General features: G+C 31.0%; 15 protein-coding genes. 6 read left to right on the forward strand and 9 right to left on the reverse strand.

The window, feature by feature from the left end; genetic code table 11:
- The first annotated feature begins 107 nt into the window (after window positions 1–107).
- Complete coding sequence (locus HNP99_RS05955; RefSeq protein WP_173852296.1) at window positions 108–665, forward strand: biliverdin-producing heme oxygenase; 558 nt, start codon at window positions 108–110, stop codon at window positions 663–665.
- Here HNP99_RS05955 and HNP99_RS05960 read toward each other — a convergent pair.
- Together HNP99_RS05960 and HNP99_RS05965 are read right to left on the reverse strand one after the other, a co-directional pair.
- Complete coding sequence (locus HNP99_RS05960; protein WP_173852298.1) at window positions 658–2,913, reverse strand: ATP-binding protein; 2,256 nt, start codon at window positions 2,911–2,913, stop codon at window positions 658–660. The genes HNP99_RS05955 and HNP99_RS05960 overlap by 8 nt on opposite strands.
- A gap of 36 nt (window positions 2,914–2,949) precedes the next feature.
- On the reverse strand, window positions 2,950–3,390 hold the full coding sequence (locus HNP99_RS05965) for a response regulator (RefSeq protein WP_173852300.1): 441 nt from the start codon (window positions 3,388–3,390) through the stop codon (window positions 2,950–2,952).
- A gap of 210 nt (window positions 3,391–3,600) precedes the next feature.
- On the opposite strand from HNP99_RS05965, the gene HNP99_RS05970 reads away from it, so the two are divergent.
- From HNP99_RS05970 to HNP99_RS05990, 5 genes are all read left to right on the forward strand, one after another.
- Complete coding sequence (locus HNP99_RS05970) at window positions 3,601–5,577, forward strand: alpha-ketoacid dehydrogenase subunit alpha/beta (RefSeq protein WP_173852302.1); 1,977 nt, start codon at window positions 3,601–3,603, stop codon at window positions 5,575–5,577.
- 140 nt (window positions 5,578–5,717) lie between these two features.
- Window positions 5,718–7,475 carry a DUF885 domain-containing protein gene (locus HNP99_RS05975; RefSeq protein WP_173852304.1) on the forward strand — a complete coding sequence of 586 codons (1,758 nt, stop codon included), beginning with the start codon at window positions 5,718–5,720 and terminating at the stop codon, window positions 7,473–7,475.
- A 497-nt stretch (window positions 7,476–7,972) separates the two neighbouring features.
- Window positions 7,973–8,197, forward strand: a complete 225-nt coding sequence (locus tag HNP99_RS05980; RefSeq protein WP_173852306.1) for a hypothetical protein — start codon at window positions 7,973–7,975, stop codon at window positions 8,195–8,197.
- 414 nt (window positions 8,198–8,611) lie between these two features.
- Complete coding sequence (locus tag HNP99_RS05985) at window positions 8,612–10,528, forward strand: DUF294 nucleotidyltransferase-like domain-containing protein (RefSeq protein WP_173852308.1); 1,917 nt, start codon at window positions 8,612–8,614, stop codon at window positions 10,526–10,528.
- Between the two features lie 2 nt (window positions 10,529–10,530).
- Entirely contained in the window at window positions 10,531–11,127 is a 597-nt protein-coding gene (locus HNP99_RS05990) for a 3'-5' exonuclease (protein ID WP_173852310.1), read from the forward strand.
- On the opposite strand, the gene HNP99_RS05995 is transcribed toward HNP99_RS05990, so the two are convergent.
- The 7 genes from HNP99_RS05995 to HNP99_RS06025 all read right to left on the reverse strand — a co-directional run bounded on the left by HNP99_RS05995 (window position 11,128) and on the right by HNP99_RS06025 (window position 16,575).
- Window positions 11,128–11,619 carry a 4'-phosphopantetheinyl transferase family protein gene (locus HNP99_RS05995; RefSeq protein ID WP_173852311.1) on the reverse strand — a complete coding sequence of 164 codons (492 nt, stop codon included), beginning with the start codon at window positions 11,617–11,619 and terminating at the stop codon, window positions 11,128–11,130.
- A 65-nt stretch (window positions 11,620–11,684) separates the two neighbouring features.
- On the reverse strand, window positions 11,685–11,939 hold the full coding sequence (locus tag HNP99_RS06000) for an acyl carrier protein (RefSeq protein WP_173852313.1): 255 nt from the start codon (window positions 11,937–11,939) through the stop codon (window positions 11,685–11,687).
- 10 nt (window positions 11,940–11,949) lie between these two features.
- Window positions 11,950–13,224: a beta-ketoacyl-[acyl-carrier-protein] synthase family protein gene (locus tag HNP99_RS06005; RefSeq protein WP_173852315.1), complete on the reverse strand. Its 1,275-nt coding sequence runs from the start codon at window positions 13,222–13,224 to the stop codon at window positions 11,950–11,952.
- A complete protein-coding gene (locus HNP99_RS06010) occupies window positions 13,217–13,666 on the reverse strand; it encodes a 3-hydroxyacyl-ACP dehydratase FabZ family protein (RefSeq protein WP_173852317.1) in 450 nt (149 codons plus the stop codon). The genes HNP99_RS06005 and HNP99_RS06010 overlap by 8 nt, the downstream gene beginning before the upstream one ends.
- 12 nt (window positions 13,667–13,678) lie before the next feature.
- On the reverse strand, window positions 13,679–14,731 hold the full coding sequence (locus tag HNP99_RS06015; RefSeq protein ID WP_173852319.1) for a type III polyketide synthase: 1,053 nt from the start codon (window positions 14,729–14,731) through the stop codon (window positions 13,679–13,681).
- A complete protein-coding gene (locus HNP99_RS06020; protein WP_173852321.1) occupies window positions 14,728–15,441 on the reverse strand; it encodes a methyltransferase domain-containing protein in 714 nt (237 codons plus the stop codon). Before HNP99_RS06020 ends, HNP99_RS06015 begins: the two co-directional genes overlap by 4 nt.
- A complete protein-coding gene (locus HNP99_RS06025) occupies window positions 15,442–16,575 on the reverse strand; it encodes an NAD(P)/FAD-dependent oxidoreductase (protein ID WP_173852323.1) in 1,134 nt (377 codons plus the stop codon).
- Window positions 16,576–16,605: the final 30 nt, after the last annotated feature.

Genomic DNA, 16,605 nt, shown 5'->3' on the forward strand with positions numbered 1-16,605 from the left:
TACTTTTTTTATCCAATAACAATTTTTAGTATTCATTAACAGCTATACACTGTATTTATCTGTACCAATAGTTTACTTTTGGCATCTATAATCTTAAAAAAACATCCTTGTTAGATAATTTAAAAATTGCCACAAAAATAAATCACAGTAGTGTTGAGAAGGTATTAGTTCAAAAACTGAAAAACCTCTCTTCACAAGAGGAATATGCTAATTTACTTTTTCAGTTTTACGGATTCTATTTTGAGTTAGAGAAAAAAGTGCACAGCATTATAGATAAAACGCTACTGTCTGATATGAGTAAGCGGGTTCATGTTGCCAATTTACATACTGATTTGGTAAACTTAAATCACAGCGTAGCCATTACAAGTGTAAATAATTATCCTGAAACCATTAGATCTGTTTCTGAGGCTTTAGGTGTTCTATATGTAATAGAAGGTTCTACCTTAGGTGGTCAGTTTATTGCAGGGATGTTAAAAAAGCAATTACCTACATTAGATGATTCTCAAATAAATTATTTTCTTTCCTACGGTGAAAATACCATGGAAATGTGGAAGCAGTTTAAAAATTCGATACAAGAAACCAAAGTCGAGTTTGATGAGAAAAGCACTTTAAATGCGGCGCAAAACACCTTTAAAGCTTTAGAAAATTGGCTGCTACTTAATTAACAGGAAAGTAGAGGTGAATTTTCACTCCTTTCCCTAAAGCCCCATCAGCTGTGATAAAACCATCGTGTTTACTCATTATTTTTTTACATAAAGCGAGACCAATGCCTGATCCATCATAATCTTCCTTGCTATTTAATCTTGAAAATATTTTAAAAATCTTTTCTTTATATTCATTTTCAAAACCTATTCCATTATCTTCAATTTCTATAATATGATAGTGTCTTGGGTGTGAATTTAGAGTAGTAGATTTGTCGCTTATTTTTATAAATAAACTCTCATCTAAACTTTTAAATTTAATTGAGTTATTGATAATATTTGAAAAAAGCTGCTTTAATAAAAAAGGAACTCCGTTAATATTAGGCAATTTTTCTATAACTAAAGTAGCTTTATTAGTTGTAAAACTATCTACTAACTCTTCTTCATTTAACTCTACAAACAAAGCATTTAAGTCTATTATTTCAAAATTAGAATTTTGAGCACCCGTTTTAGTATATTTAAGAATATCAGTGATTAAGTTTTGCATGCGCTCAGCCGAATTCTGCATTTTTAAAATTTTATTTTGGACATCTTCGGGAAGAACTTGTAATTCATTCCCACCTATTAATACGGATGCCATCATTCGTATTTTACGAAGAGGCTCTTGTAGATCGTGTGTACTAATCCAATTGATGTTCTCTAGCTCTGCATTAGTATCTTTAAGAATTTCAGTTAATTTTCGCTGATTTTCTTTATCTTCCTGCATTACAATTGAGCGCAATTGCATTTGTAAAAAATTATAAAAGTTCTCGCAAGCACTCAGTTCTGAGTTCAGCCAAATGCGGCTATGATCTTTAACATTCTCTATGAATTTTGCAAATGATTTTCTAGGAGTCAATTTATCAACAATATTTTCAGTTCCTTTTGTAGGGTTTCCTGCCCAATTAATTTCTTTTATAGTTTGATTTCGGTACCAAATAATACAATCAAAATCGTTATTCAACGAATAATAATTGATACCCGGAAAATGAGAAGAAATAAACGATAAATCGTTACTAATCGAAAACAAAGAATCGGTATAAAAATTATCTTCTTTAACAAATTCAGATAAAAAAAGTGCCAATCTTTTACTGTTTTCATCAGCAGGTGTTTCACCAAATTGATATACTTCATTACCAATAACTGCAGTAAAACCATCACTGTTACAAAGTTCTAAAATAGCTTTATTCTCAATTAACTCTTTAATACCATCTCTACTAATGTCTGATTTTCTTGATGTTAAATTGCGTAATGCTGCATTTGCTTTTTTTGCAACTTCATATTCTTCATTCAATAATCTCACATCAATTTGCGAAGTAATAAAATGACCGTGCAATTTAACTGCTGACTTAATTTCATCACTTAAAAATTTAGGAGAAGAATGATGGCAAGTGATCAAACCCCAAAGCTTATTTTTATGAATCAATGAAATTGTTAGCGTGCTACCCACATGCATGTTTTTCAAGTATTCAATATGAATAGGAGAGACGCTCCTAAGAATTGACATACTTAGATCAAGAGTCTCAAATTTGGCTTCATTTAATTTATATAAAGGAACCGGAATGTAGTTTACATCACCTATAATTCTCAGATGATTTTTAATATACAATTCTCTTGCTTGCGCTGGGATATCAGTATGAGGATAATGCAACCCTAAATATGGTTCTAAAAACGATTCTTTACTTTCAGCAATGACTTCTCCATTGTACTCTTTATCAAAACGATAAACCATTACTCGATCATATTGGGTTATGTTTTTTACTGCAGTTGTAACTACTTGTGCTAAATCAATTAATGTATGTGTATTTTCTATATAACTTAACAATTGTTTAGAGGAATTAAACAAATCATTTCGTTCATCAAACTGTTCATTCAGAGGTTCAAATTCTAAAATTATTTGATCTTTGGCAGCATGCATACTAACCAAAAAAATAGTGTTATTAAGTTTGTAGTTAAAGGTTTTTACTTGATTACTGCAATCTATTTTAAAGTCTTGCAGTGAAGCAATCATTTCATTATTAAATAATAAGGAAACTTTTTGTCCTAAAACTTTTTCGTAATTTAAACCTATAAAATTAGAACTATTTTCACTACAAACAGTGATAATAGTTGTTTGTGAATCGATAGAAAGTAAAAATCCATGTGGCTGAATTGCTCCGGGAATATGTATGGGCTCGTCCTCACAATTATTTAAATCAACAAGGCTATTATTAAGAATATTTTTAAAACTCATTACTCTATTTTAATTTATGTAGGCATTTATTTAAAATTATACGTAAAAAAAATTATTAAAATCTACTTGATGATTTTCCCAATCAGTATTTACAAATGAGGTGATTAACGCAACCAAATCAGTAAAATCAGCTGGTTTTATTACGTAATGATTTGCTCCAAGATTTTGACATTTATTTATAATATATTCTTCTGAACTTGTAGAATACATAACTATTGGGAAATGATTCAATTCAGGATCTTGTCTTATTTCTTCTAATAAATCAAAACCAGATTTAAATGGCATGTTAATATCTAATAAGAGCATTGAATTTTTTACATCATTCTTTTTAATATTTTCAATTAAATTTATTCCGTTTTTAAAAGTATCTAAGTTAATAGGGGTATTTATAGCTTGAGATATTTGTTCAACGGCATCATTGAAAAACATTAAATCATCCTCATCGTCATCTGCATAAAATATTTTAATTTTGTCCATGTACTTTGAAGATTTTTAAAGTGATTAACATAATTTTAAGAATCGTTGACAAAAATAAAAAAATCAAATAAACTATTAGCATAATTTTTTGGTAAAATTAGGAATGTACTAGCTGAAGTAATTATGATTAAATTATTTATAAAAATATAACAATTTTAACGTAAAGTGTTATATTTTTTTATCTTTGAGATGCGAATTAAAGCCATACTAATGAAATTTGAAAGAAAAAATCTCAGTGATGAAATCCTATTGGATTTATATAAAAAAATACTAAAACCAAGGTTAATAGAAGAAAAAATGCTGATCTTGATTCGTCAAGGAAAGGTTTCTAAATGGTTTTCAGGAATTGGGCAAGAAGCCATATCTGTAGGAGTGACCGCTGTCTTGGACAATGATGAATATATTTTGCCTATGCACCGTAACTTAGGGGTATTCACTGGTAGGGATATTCCTTTGTACCGCTTATTCTCGCAATGGCAAGGAAAAGCCAATGGTTTTACCAAAGGTCGTGATCGAAGTTTTCACTTTGGAACACAACAATACAAAATTATAGGAATGATTTCGCATTTAGGACCGCAATTAGGGGTTGCTGACGGAATCGCTTTGGCAAATAAATTAAAGAAAAACGGAAAAATCACTGCTGTATTCACTGGGGAAGGCGCTACATCCGAAGGAGATTTTCATGAAGCGTTGAATATTGCTTCGGTTTGGGAACTGCCTGTATTATTTGTTATAGAAAACAATGGTTACGGACTCTCAACTCCTACAAACGAGCAATACCGTTGCGAAAACCTTGCAGACAAAGGAAAAGGATATGGAATGGAAAGCCATATTGTAGATGGAAATAATCTTCTAGAAGTTTATAATCTTTTGTCTGAATTGAAAGCTTCTATGAAAATTAATCCACGTCCTGTTTTATTAGAATTTAAAACTTTTAGAATGCGTGGTCATGAGGAGGCGAGTGGCACTAAATATGTTCCGCAAGAATTAATGGATCAATGGGCAGTAAAAGATCCTGTTGAAAATTATAGAAAATTTCTAAAGGAAAATAAAATATTAACTGAAGAATTTGACGAAAGTCTGCGCGCCGAAATCAAGAAAGAAATTGATGATAGTTTGGCTATAGCCAATGCAGAACCTGAAATTGAAGCTACATTAACTGAAGAGTTAAATGATATTTACAAACCGTTTGTATTTGAAGAAGTTAAGCCTAAAATAGAAAAAGTAAATATTCGTTTTATAGATGCTATTTCTACTAGTTTAAGACAATCCATGGAACGCCACGACAACTTAGTGATTATGGGCCAAGACATAGCCGAATATGGTGGAGCTTTTAAAATCACGGACGGATTTGTTGCACAATTTGGTAAAGAACGGGTAATCAATACGCCTATTTGCGAGAGTGCTGTAGTATCAGCTGGAATGGGATTATCAATCAATGGATATAAAGCAATTGTAGAAATGCAGTTTGCCGATTTTGTTTCGACTGGATTCAATCCAATAGTGAATTTATTGGCTAAGTCGCATTACCGTTGGCTAGAAAAAGCAGATGTAGTTGTGCGAATGCCTTGTGGTGGTGGAACTCAAGCTGGACCGTTTCATTCCCAAACAAATGAGGCTTGGTTTACTAAAACGCCAGGTTTAAAGGTGGTTTACCCAGCTTTTCCTTATGATGCCAAAGGTTTATTGAACGAGGCTATCAATGACCCTAATCCAGTTTTATTTTTTGAACACAAGCAATTGTACCGTTCTGTTTATCAAGAAGTGCCAAAAGACTATTATACTTTGCCTTTAGGAAAAGCAGCTTTATTAAAAGAAGGTAATGAGGTAACTATCATTGCTTTTGGTGCCGCTGTGCATTGGGCATTAGATACTTTAGATAAAAATCAGGAAATCTCAGCTGATTTATTAGACCTAAGAACATTACAACCTCTTGATACTACTGCTATTTTTGCTTCTGTTAAGAAAACTGGAAGAGTGATTATCTATCAAGAAGATTCCTTATTTGGTGGTATTGCCAGCGATATTTCGGCAATGATCATGGAAGAATGTTTCCAGTATCTAGACGCTCCCGTAAAACGAGTTGCCAGTTTAGATTCGCCTATTCCGTTTACAAAAGCATTAGAAGATCAGTATTTACCTAAAGGCCGATTTGAAAAAGAATTACTAACGCTATTAGCATATTAAAACAATTAAAATAAAAACTAATTTCCCTTATTGATTCCGTATCAAATAAGGGATTTTTTTTTCATTTAAAAAAGGATACTAGAATAGTGCTTGCTACAAAGCATTTTTTTCTATCTTTATTTTTTTTAAAATATACCACTATGAAAAAAATAATATTCTCTTTTATATTCCTTAGTGTACTTGTTTCTTGCAAAAAGAAAGAAGAAGTCATTAAGGCTGAAAATCTAGATTTAAAATTCGAAAAATATAAGGAAAGTTTCATCACAAACCTTTGGGATGTCTATCCTGATTGGGCTGCTAACCAAGGATATCACAAGGGAGATAGTATTTTAGTTGTACCTGATTCTGCTTACGCAAAAAGGCAACTGGATTTTGCTCACATACAATTAGATTCATTGCGTGCTTATCCTTTAGAGAAACTTTCGGATAATAATAAAACCGACTTACATCTAATTCAAAATCAGTTACAGAATACTATTTTTAGAATTGATAAATTAAAATCAGACGAGTGGAATCCTTCTGAATATAATGTCTGTGGCTCTTTTGCCGAAATATTAAATGGAAAATACGACTCTTTAGAAGCACGTTTACATAGTTTTAATATAAAAATGAACAATATTCCTGCTTATTATGAAGCAGCCAAAAAGAAAATTAAAAATCCTACTCTAGAGCACACTTCATTGGCTATAGCCCAAAATTTAGGTGGTGTTTCCGTTTTTGAAAAAGAATTGATTGCTGCTTTAAGCAAAAGTAAATTAAGCGTTACTGAAAAAGACGAAATTAAATCAAAAGCGAAACTTGCAGTAGCAGCAGTAAAAGAATATGCTGACTGGTTGAAAGAATTAGAAAATACCACACCGCGTTCTTTTAGATTAGGAGCGGATTTGTATGCAAAGAAATTTGATTTAGACATTCAGTCGAGTTATGAAGTAGATTCTATATATAAAAAAGCGGTACATCACAAAAAAGAATTGCACCAAAAAATGTTTGTAATTGCTGACCGTTTATGGGAAAAATACAATAAAAAAGAAGTTAAACCTCTAGATAGTTTAACGTTAATAAAACTAGTAATTGATAAAATATCAGTTCAACATACAACACCAGCTAAATTTCAATCGGAAATTGAAAAACAAATTCCAGAGTTAGTTGCTTATGTCAAAGAGAAAGATTTGCTGTATATCGACCCTTCAAAACCTTTAGTTGTTAGAAAAGAACCTAGCTATATGGCTGGTGTTGCTGGTGCGTCAATCTCAGCGCCCGGACCGTATGATAAAAATGCAAATACCTATTATAATGTAGGAAGCATGTCAGGATGGTCACCAGAAAAGTCAGAAAGTTACTTAAGAGAATACAACGATTACATTTTACAAATTCTAAATATTCACGAAGCAATTCCAGGTCATTATACACAATTAGTTTACAGCAATCAATCACCAAGTATCATTAAGGCTATTCTAGGAAATGGCGCTATGATAGAAGGTTGGGCAGTTTATACTGAGTTGATGATGCTTGAAAGCGGATACAAAAACTCTGATGAAATGTGGTTGATGTATTACAAGTGGAATTTAAGAACAACGTGTAATATGATTTTGGATTACAGCGTACATACTAAAAACATGAGTCAGGAAGATGCTATGCATTTGTTAATTAATGAAGCATTCCAACAACTAGCTGAAGCAGAAGGAAAATGGAACCGTGTTACTTTATCACAAGTACAACTTAGTTCTTACTTTACAGGATATACAGAGATTTATGATTTTAGAGAAAAACTAAAAAAAGAGCAAGGTGCACAATTTAATTTGAAACAATTTCACGAGAAATTTTTGAGCTATGGTAGTGCTCCAGTCAAATATATAAAAGGATTGATGCTTCAGGAAGTAAAAAATAAAAATAAGTAAAAAATTAAAGACCCAATTAGTAACGCTAATTGAGTCTTTATCTTTAGTCTAAAAATAGCCTAATATCCAGTAAATAATTATAAACAGGAGGATAGTACCAAAGCATCCACCACCTAATTTTTTGGCTCCCCAGCCTGCGAGTATTGTTTTAAAGAATCCGTTCATGGTTTAAATTATTGGTTAGTATTTCTAATTTTTGTTAAAACTACCCCAATTAAATGTAGAAATCTTCATTACAGTATAATGTTGAAATAAAATCTATTAATTTTGAAAAAAAATTAAACAATTCAATAAAGTGATACCAATTTTAATTTGATTATGAAAATACATTTTACAGCAAGATAATGACCAAAAACATTAAAAATATTTTACAGCTATTGCAAAAGATTTACTTGCTGAGCCTTTTAAAGTATATAAAACAACTCAAATTGCTTAAATTATACTATTTCAGAATTAAGATTTTATAATATAAATTTACCAAAAATTAATTTACCATAATGAAGCCTTTAAATGAAAAGAATATTCTCAAAGATGCCACTATAAATAAAGTGCAATTTGATAAAGAATGGTTTTATAAATTTGACGATATTGCTTTTTATCTAAAAGAAGATTTAACTGAAGTCGATTGCATTTATTTACCAATGATGATTGATGGCGAGCAAGAATTTGTCAAATGCTGCACTTATGAAGATATTATAAGAGGACGCAAAGAGTTTAAATAATACCAATTCAATTTTAAAATTTCATGAAACCAATAATGAGATTCAATTCTTGTTATTGGTTTTTACTATTTAGTGATGTACTGAGAATCGCTTAAATTATTATTTTACACACATTGGTTCAAATATGCGATTTTTGAGTACTATCACAAATGAACTATAATTTATATTATGTAAAATAGAAAATAATAAAACCTCCCTATTGTTAACATTTAAATCAATAATCAAGTTTTTAAACAAAATCCTAAAACACTTTAAAAACATTGAAAAAAAATCACTGAATAACTGCTACAATAAATTATAGCGTAGAATTTATATTAAAAAACGTTTTATCGATAAATTATAATCATACAACAGATTCTACAGTAAAAACCATAAAATATTTACTAATTTTGTTTTATTAAACAACTAACGTCTATGAATACAATTGCGAATAACATTGCTGATTTTTTAAAAGAATATGCGCCATTCAATCATTTAACTTTTGAAGAGTTAGCAACTATTGCTACAAACATTCGTGTTGTTAATTTAGAAGTAAATAAAACACTTTTTCAAATAAACGATCCCTTACACGACAGTTTTTATGTAGTAGCGTCAGGTTTGGTTAATTTATCTGTAATTGCTGATGCTGAAGAAAACATTTTAAATAAATGTCATGAGGGCGCTATTTTTGGACTAAGACCTTTTTTTGCTAAAAATAATTATACAATGACAGCAAAAGCACGCGAAGAAAGTGTTGTTTATGCCATTCCAATAGCCGTATTTAGACCTTTTATAGCTGAAAATACAGATGTTTTGAATTTTCTACTTGAAAATTTTGCTATAAATACCCGCAATTCAAAAGATAAAGAAAGCATGCACAACAATCAGATCTCGGATTCTGTATTTTATACGGGTCAAACTTCTGAAATGCAGTATTTTCAAACACTATCTTATAATAACAGCCCACTTATTGTTGCGCCATTGACATTGGTTCAGGAAGTTGCACAATTAATGGCCGAATCAAAAATTACTAGTGCTATTATTTGTAAAAATGATTTACCTATAGGGATTGTAACTGATAATGACTTGTCGGCTAAAATAGCTACGGGACGTTTCCCTATTTCAGCTTTAATTGACAAAATAATGGTTTCTCCGGTAATTACCGTTTTAGAAAATGTTTCTTTAGCAGAAGCTCAACTTCTAATGCTTAAAAATAACGTTTCTCATTTGTGTGTTACCCAAGATGGATCAGATAAATCTATAGTTAAAGGCGTAATTTCTGAACATGATTTAGTAGTTGCTCAAGCAAATAATCCTGGCGTTTTAGTCAAAGAAATTAAACGTTCACAAACGGCTAAAGAATTAAAACAAATTCGATTAAGATTAGCCGATTTAATTCAACACTCGATTCAAAAAAATATACCGCTCACACATGTTAATAATATTGCTAGCGAAATTACCTTTGCGTTACTAAAACGTGCGATTGAATTGTCTATTTTAGAATTAGGCTCCCCTCCTGCTCGATTCGCGTGGTTAAGTATTGGTAGTCAAGGGCGTAAGGAACAATTATTACCCACAGATCAAGATAGTATATTAATTTTTGAGGATGTAATACCTGAAAAATATAGAGAAGTAAAAGATTATTTCCTGAATTTAGCTATAAAAGCAACTGAAATTCTTGAAAAAGTAGGTTATGAATATTGTCCAAACGGGCACATGGCCAGTAATACTTTATGGTGTAAATCATTAACTGATTGGATTAAACAATACCATAACTGGATCAATACTCCCGGAGAAAACAGTAATGATTTAGCGAGTATTTTCTTTGATTACGAAATTGTTTATGGAGAACAAAAAATTGAAGATGCTATTAATAATGAGGTTTTTAAAAATGTAGAAAATAATACCTTATTTTATGACTTTTTAGGTAATGATGCTTTAAGAAAAAATGCACCACTTAGTTTCTTTAAAAATTTCAACGTAGAAGAAGAAGGTCCTAATAAAGATAAATTTGATATTAAAACACTCGCTCTTATGCCACTAATTGATGGTGCACGTTTGTTTACTTTGAGTTTTAATATTAAAGGAATCAACAACACCTACATACGCTTTAAACAATTAGCGATGACTGATCCTAAGCATGCTGAAACATATTTAGAATGTGCTGAAGCCTTCTTAGTTTTATCAAAAATTAGAGCTCTTGAAGGTCTTAAAAATGATACATCTGGACAGTATATTAATCTTGAAGAATTATCAAAAATTGATAAAGACAAATTAAAAAATGCTTTGGCTCCAATGCGTGATTTAGAGGATTTGATAAAAGATAAATTTCAACTAACACAATTTTCATAATTATGCTAGACTGGCTTAAAAATATTAATAAAGAGTATCCTGAATTTTACAAGAATTACTTGGCTAAATTTGGTAAAAAGTCCAATAGGTATGTAATCCTTTCTATAGAAACTTCTGGATTGAATCCAAAAGAAGATGTTATTCTTACAATTTCTGCTTTTGCTGTGGTAGATGATAGTATACTGATTGGCGATAGTTTTGAAAACATATTGTTGCAGTATAAATATTTTCATGATAATAAACTTTCAAATGAATTTATTATTGAAAGTAAAATGGAAAAATTAAGCGAACCAGTAGCTATTCAAAATTTGATTGAATACTTAGGAAACGCTGTAATCGTAGGGCATCATGTTGATTTTGATGTTGAAATGATTAATGCTGCGTTAGAAAAATTAGAATGTGGAAGATTAAAAAATGAAGCTCTTGACATTGATATTATGTATCGCAAACTTCAGGATATAACTGACAAAGAGTTTTCATTGGATGAATTATCAGAAGCATTCAAAATGCCTATTAGAGATCGTAATTCCTCTGCTGAAGATGCCTACCGAATTTCATTATTGTTTTTAAAGCTAAAATCTAGATTGGGATTAAAATAGTCATAATGCTAATGAAATAATCGCTTTAAATCTGCCATGATGACTTATTGAAACAAGATTTTTTTCTTTAGTTATTGGGTTTATTAAATAAGGTATTCCCTTATTTTTTAAAACTAAGTTTCTATTTGACAAATCAATTATTTGATTAAAATATTCCTTATTTGTTACAGCAATTGTATGAATTTTATCATTTTTAATTGTCGTTTTTGTCCAATAAACAGTACCATTACAGTGAACTTCTCCACTTTTTATATCTTGATAATTACAAATCAATTGTAACGGAATATAAGCTCGTATTCCAGTTTCTCGATTATATATTTTATAAGCTGCTTCCTTCCTACTCCAAAGATTCCAAACCATAATCTCTGGATTTTCAGATTTTAAAATTAAAGACTGTTCATAATCTGTGAATATTTTTTGTAAAAATCGAGGACGATTCCAATTACTTTCTTTTTTGGCCAAAGCCAAATCTATAATATCATTTCCTATCATAAATAATTATTAAAAATCAATATAATAATAACTTAACATACTTTACTTCAATAATTAGTTAATCTTTATTTAGTCGCTAATTTTTCTTCAATAATCGATAATGTTGCTTTAACATCGATCATTTTCTCCATTGATTCATTATCAATTGTAATATTATAAAGATCTTCTATATCTAAAATAACATCAACAAGATTAGCCGAATTGATACTTAAATCATTGATAAAATCTGTACCTTCATTCATTGTGTCAAACGCTTCCATATTATTTACATACGGTTTGACAATGTCTTTCAACTCTTCGATTATAATAGCTCTATTCATGTTTAATAATTTAAGTTGTATATTTTTTAAAAATCACGCAGCCATTAACATCTCCAAAACCAAAACTAGCTTTAGCAATAATCGTCAAGGGTGTTTCAATCATTTGTTGCGGAATTCGGCTTTTGTCTATCATAGCATTAATTTCAGGATGTAAATCAGCACAATTTATATTTGGAAAAATAAACCCCTCATGTAATTGCAAAACTGTAGCTACACTTTCTATACTTCCTGCACCTGATAAACAATGTCCAACCAATGATTTCAAGGAGTTAATATAGGGGAAATCATTTCCTTTTCGATTTAATGCTTCGGTCCAATTCTTAATTTCTAAACTGTCTTTTGATGTAGCTGTCAAATGTCCGTTTATAGCATCAATTTCATTCGCTTTAATACCAGCATTGTGCATTGCATCTACAATACATTTTTTTACAGCAATAGGATTTGGCGCAGTCATAGAACCTAAACCACGCTGCCCTCCTGAATTAATATTTCCTCCTAGAACTTCTGCATAAATCCTTGCTCCTCTTGCAATTGCAACTTCTAGATCCTCTAAAACTAATGCGCCAGCACCACTGCCAGGCACAAAACCAGATGCCGACTCACTCATGGGGCGAGAACCTTGTTCAGGACTATCGTTATGTTTAAATGTGCAGACGCGCATGGCATCAAATCCACCCCAAATATAAGGCCCTGAATCACTTGTGCTTCCGGCTAAAATTCGTTTTGCTTGCCCAGATTTTATTCGATCAAAAGCCATCATGATGCTTTCTGTTCCTGTGGTACACGCAGATGAATTTGTTGTGACTTGGTTTCCTAATCCTAATTTTCCAGCAAGATAGGCACTAATACCACTATTCATTGTTTGTGCGACCGCAGTACTTCCCAAGCGTCTTGTTTGAAAATCATCAATTTTATAAATGCTTTCGCGAAATTTATCAATTCCTGAAGTACCAGTGCCAAAAATAGTTCCGCTCTCCCAATCTGGATCTTCATTGTTTTCAATAGTGAGCCCAGCGTCTTTCCAAGCATCTATTCCTGCAATTACTCCGTATAAAATTCCCGTCGCATTAAAATTGCGCATTTCTAATTCAGTAAAATATTCAAGTGCTTTTTCATCAGAGACTTCAGGCTTTCCAGAAATCTGACAAGAAAACTGCAATCTTTTTAACTCAGCGTCCTTCTTAATTCCCGAAATACCATTCTTTATTGCATGAGTAAAATTTTTCAATCCTACACCATTAGGAGCAACAACTCCAAGTCCTGTTATAACTACTCTTCTATTCATTTTTTTTAGAATTTTGAATGAGCATCCCCGCAATTTCTCCAGTACAAACTGCAACTCCTTCTTGATTTACCATACTAACTTTACATTTTAGTTTACCAAATCTAAAGTAGATTTTCTCAGAAGTTACGATCACTTTTTCATTAGGATAAACTGCTTTTAAAAACTCAATATTTGTTGATGTTAATGCAATTGAACTAGATGAATTAAAACCATCATTTAATAGATAAATCCCCAAACATACTAACCCTATTTGTGCCATAACTTCCGTAAGAATAACTCCTGGCGTTACAGGATGGTCTTTAAAATGTCCTTTATAAAAAAAGGAATCTTCATGCAGTGTATATGAACCAATCACTCCATTCTCATCTATTTTACTAATTTCATCAACAAATAAAAAAGGTTTTGAATAAGGTAATTTATTTAATATTTCTTGTGAATTCATCTTCAATAACTTTTAAAATTGCAATAAAACACGCTGCGCCGAAAATCCTGGACCAAAACTTAACATAAGCCCTATATCTCCTTTATTGGGTTGGTTATCCATAATTCTTTCTAAAACATATAAAATAGTAGCGCTAGACATGTTGCCATACAAACGCAAAACTTCTTTAGTATCATCAATATTCTTACCTAAATCAGAAAATAGTGCTTCTACAGTTTGTACAATTTTTTTGCCGCCAGGGTGGAAAATTAAATGATCTATATCCTCAATTATTTTATTGTTTTTAGCGAGAAAAGGATGCACTATCGCTGGAAAATGCGATGCAATAGTATCAGGAACTTCAATATCTAAAACCATTTGTAATCCTGAATTAGTGAGTTTAAAACCCATCATGTGTTCGTTGTTATAAAAATGATACATGGCTTCATCTAAAATTTCTGGTCCCTCATCATTTTGGTGAGAAGACAATAAAACACACGCAGCACCATCGCCAAAAATGGCTGCACTTACAATATTTGCCATAGAAAAATCATCAAGCTGAAACGTTGCAGTGGGACTTTCTACAGCAATCACTGCGGCGCGTTTATTTGGATTTGCTTTCAAAAAATTCTTGGCATATATAATTCCTGAAACTCCGGCAGCACATCCCATTTCAGTAACGGGAAGTCGGATGATATCTTGTCTTAATTTTAATTTATTTATTAAATAGGCATCAAGTGACGGAATCATGATTCCAGTACAACTTACTGTAATAATATAATCTAAGTCCTCAGGTTTCCAGTTTGATTTTTTTAACGCTTTAGTAAGTACTTTTTCGCCTAGATCGATAACTTCACGAGTATAAATATCGTTGCGCTCTTCAAAAGAGGTTTTTGTAAAAACTTCAATAGGATCCATAATGGAATATCTTTTATCAACAGCGGCTCCTTCAAATATTTTTTTTACTTTCCGTATGAAACGCTCTTCCTGACCCATTAACCAATTGTCCAGAAATGGCATTATTTCATCGGTGGTCCTTGAATATTTAGGCAATTGTTTGCAAACGGAATTTATTTTTACACTCATATTTTTGATATTATCCATTGGTATCTAAAAGCCCATTTCCAGCTAATTTGATACTTTTTAAATTTTAATTTTCTTGAAAAAGCTACTAATTCAACTTTCTTAAACCCTCTCAAAATAGATACTAAACCATCTTCTCTTGACATGTCATTCAACCGAAAAACATAACATACAGCTTGAAATAAGCGGTATGCAACAAGGCTACGTTGCAAATCATTAATAACAATTCCAACCGTTGCATTTTGATTAAATATACTCATTAATTCTATAATTGCCTCCTCTTTAAAATGATGTAAAGTTAAAGTACATAAAACAATATCATATTTTAAATTCTTAAAATCAGTTTCAAAAACATCTTCACATCGATAGGAAATATTGGAGTAACTTTCTGAAAGTTGTTTTGCGTGATTAGCAGTGAAATTATTCGCATCAATACCTATTAAATTAAAGTTTAAGCTGTTTTTCTTACCATAGTCGGCCAATAAGCGCAACATATCTCCATTACCGCAACCTACATCAACAATTGTGATTATATTATTTTCAGCTATTTTTTTTAATAATTTTTTCACTCCTGAAAGCGTTAATTTATTACCGCCTAAAAATTGATTTATTTGGGCGATTTTATCCAAAGTAGCTCTTAAAACTTCACCCTCTAAAGCAAAGTCATCCATAATCTCTTCTTGATCAGTTCTAAATTTTGTATTTATGCCCATTTATTTTTGAATAAGAATAGGTTTTCCATGTGTACTTTTTATAATTTTAGGTAATAAAAAAGGAAAAACAATTAGTATGCGTAATAACACATTAGCTAGTTTTTGCTTTTGCAAAATAGTTGCTAGAAACCGACCCATTTTTAATCTCTTTTTGAAATTTGTATTCCAACTTTTTTCATATTCTTTTTCTAAAATAGACCTACTAGTTGTATTACTCTTATAAAAATAAATAATAAGTTCTGATGCTATTTTAGCACTATGTATGGCCATTGCCATTCCGTTTCCACACAAAGGGTGAATTAAACCTGCTGTATCTCCGATCATTAAAATATGATTATCAACTATTTTTTTTTTCTCAAATGATATTTGGCTAATTGTTAGAGGTTTTTCAAATAATAAGGTACTGTTTAAAAATATCTTTTTTAAGTGTGGATTCAACATGATGTTTTTATCTTGGTAATCCTGTATGTTCTTATATTTTTTGAATGTCTTATAATCTGCTAAATAGCAAATATTAATACTGTTATTTTCAACTTTAGAAACCCCACAGTAACCACCATTAAAATTATGCAAACCCACAAGATCATCATGGAAATCACCAGAATAGTGTGCCTTTACAGCTAGCCAATTCGATTTTTTTTGAATAAAATCCCGATTCAAATTAACATCAATATTAGCGCGTTTTCCAAAAGCTCCCAATACAATTTCGGACTTAAAAACAGTGTTTTTTGATGTTGTAATAGTAAACTCATTTTCTAAAAAAGTACAACTTTCGACAGTGTCTTGAATTATTTTACAACCATTTGCAATTGCTTTTTTATATAAAATAGCATCCAATAAATACCTACTGATTCCGAAACCACCCAAAGGCAATTCACAGTTAATCAAACTTCCATTTGCTGTTGAAAATTGCAATTTATCAATTATCGTTGGCTTGTATTTTAGAATATCAATACCCAACCAATTGAAATATGGTATCACTTCATTCGATATGTACTCGCCACAAACCTTATGCTTAGGATATTCGTTTTTTTCGATCAAAAGAACATCTAATCCAGCTTTAGTTAAATGAATGGCAGCAGTGAGACCTGCTAATCCACCACCTACAATTACGATAGCATTAGTTTGTTTCATAAGGCCTAATTTAAGTTATTTCATTCATAC

Source organism: Flavobacterium gelidicaeli (genome assembly GCF_013294005.1).
Classification (GTDB): Bacteria; Bacteroidota; Bacteroidia; order Flavobacteriales; family Flavobacteriaceae; genus Flavobacterium.

Coding starts and splice junctions, on each gene's coding strand:
- HNP99_RS06000 (WP_173852313.1), bottom strand. CDS start 11,939: ATGAATAGAGCTATTATAATCGAAGAGTTGAAAGACATTGTCAAACCG.
- HNP99_RS05985 (WP_173852308.1), top strand. CDS start 8,612: ATGAATACAATTGCGAATAACATTGCTGATTTTTTAAAAGAATATGCG.
- HNP99_RS05995 (WP_173852311.1), bottom strand. CDS start 11,619: ATGATAGGAAATGATATTATAGATTTGGCTTTGGCCAAAAAAGAAAGT.
- HNP99_RS05965 (WP_173852300.1), bottom strand. CDS start 3,390: ATGGACAAAATTAAAATATTTTATGCAGATGACGATGAGGATGATTTA.
- HNP99_RS06010 (WP_173852317.1), bottom strand. CDS start 13,666: ATGAATTCACAAGAAATATTAAATAAATTACCTTATTCAAAACCTTTT.
- HNP99_RS06005 (WP_173852315.1), bottom strand. CDS start 13,224: ATGAATAGAAGAGTAGTTATAACAGGACTTGGAGTTGTTGCTCCTAAT.
- HNP99_RS05975 (WP_173852304.1), top strand. CDS start 5,718: ATGAAAAAAATAATATTCTCTTTTATATTCCTTAGTGTACTTGTTTCT.
- HNP99_RS05960 (WP_173852298.1), bottom strand. CDS start 2,913: ATGAGTTTTAAAAATATTCTTAATAATAGCCTTGTTGATTTAAATAAT.
- HNP99_RS05970 (WP_173852302.1), top strand. CDS start 3,601: ATGAAATTTGAAAGAAAAAATCTCAGTGATGAAATCCTATTGGATTTA.
- HNP99_RS06020 (WP_173852321.1), bottom strand. CDS start 15,441: ATGGGCATAAATACAAAATTTAGAACTGATCAAGAAGAGATTATGGAT.
- HNP99_RS05980 (WP_173852306.1), top strand. CDS start 7,973: ATGAAGCCTTTAAATGAAAAGAATATTCTCAAAGATGCCACTATAAAT.
- HNP99_RS05990 (WP_173852310.1), top strand. CDS start 10,531: ATGCTAGACTGGCTTAAAAATATTAATAAAGAGTATCCTGAATTTTAC.
- HNP99_RS06015 (WP_173852319.1), bottom strand. CDS start 14,731: ATGAGTGTAAAAATAAATTCCGTTTGCAAACAATTGCCTAAATATTCA.
- HNP99_RS06025 (WP_173852323.1), bottom strand. CDS start 16,575: ATGAAACAAACTAATGCTATCGTAATTGTAGGTGGTGGATTAGCAGGT.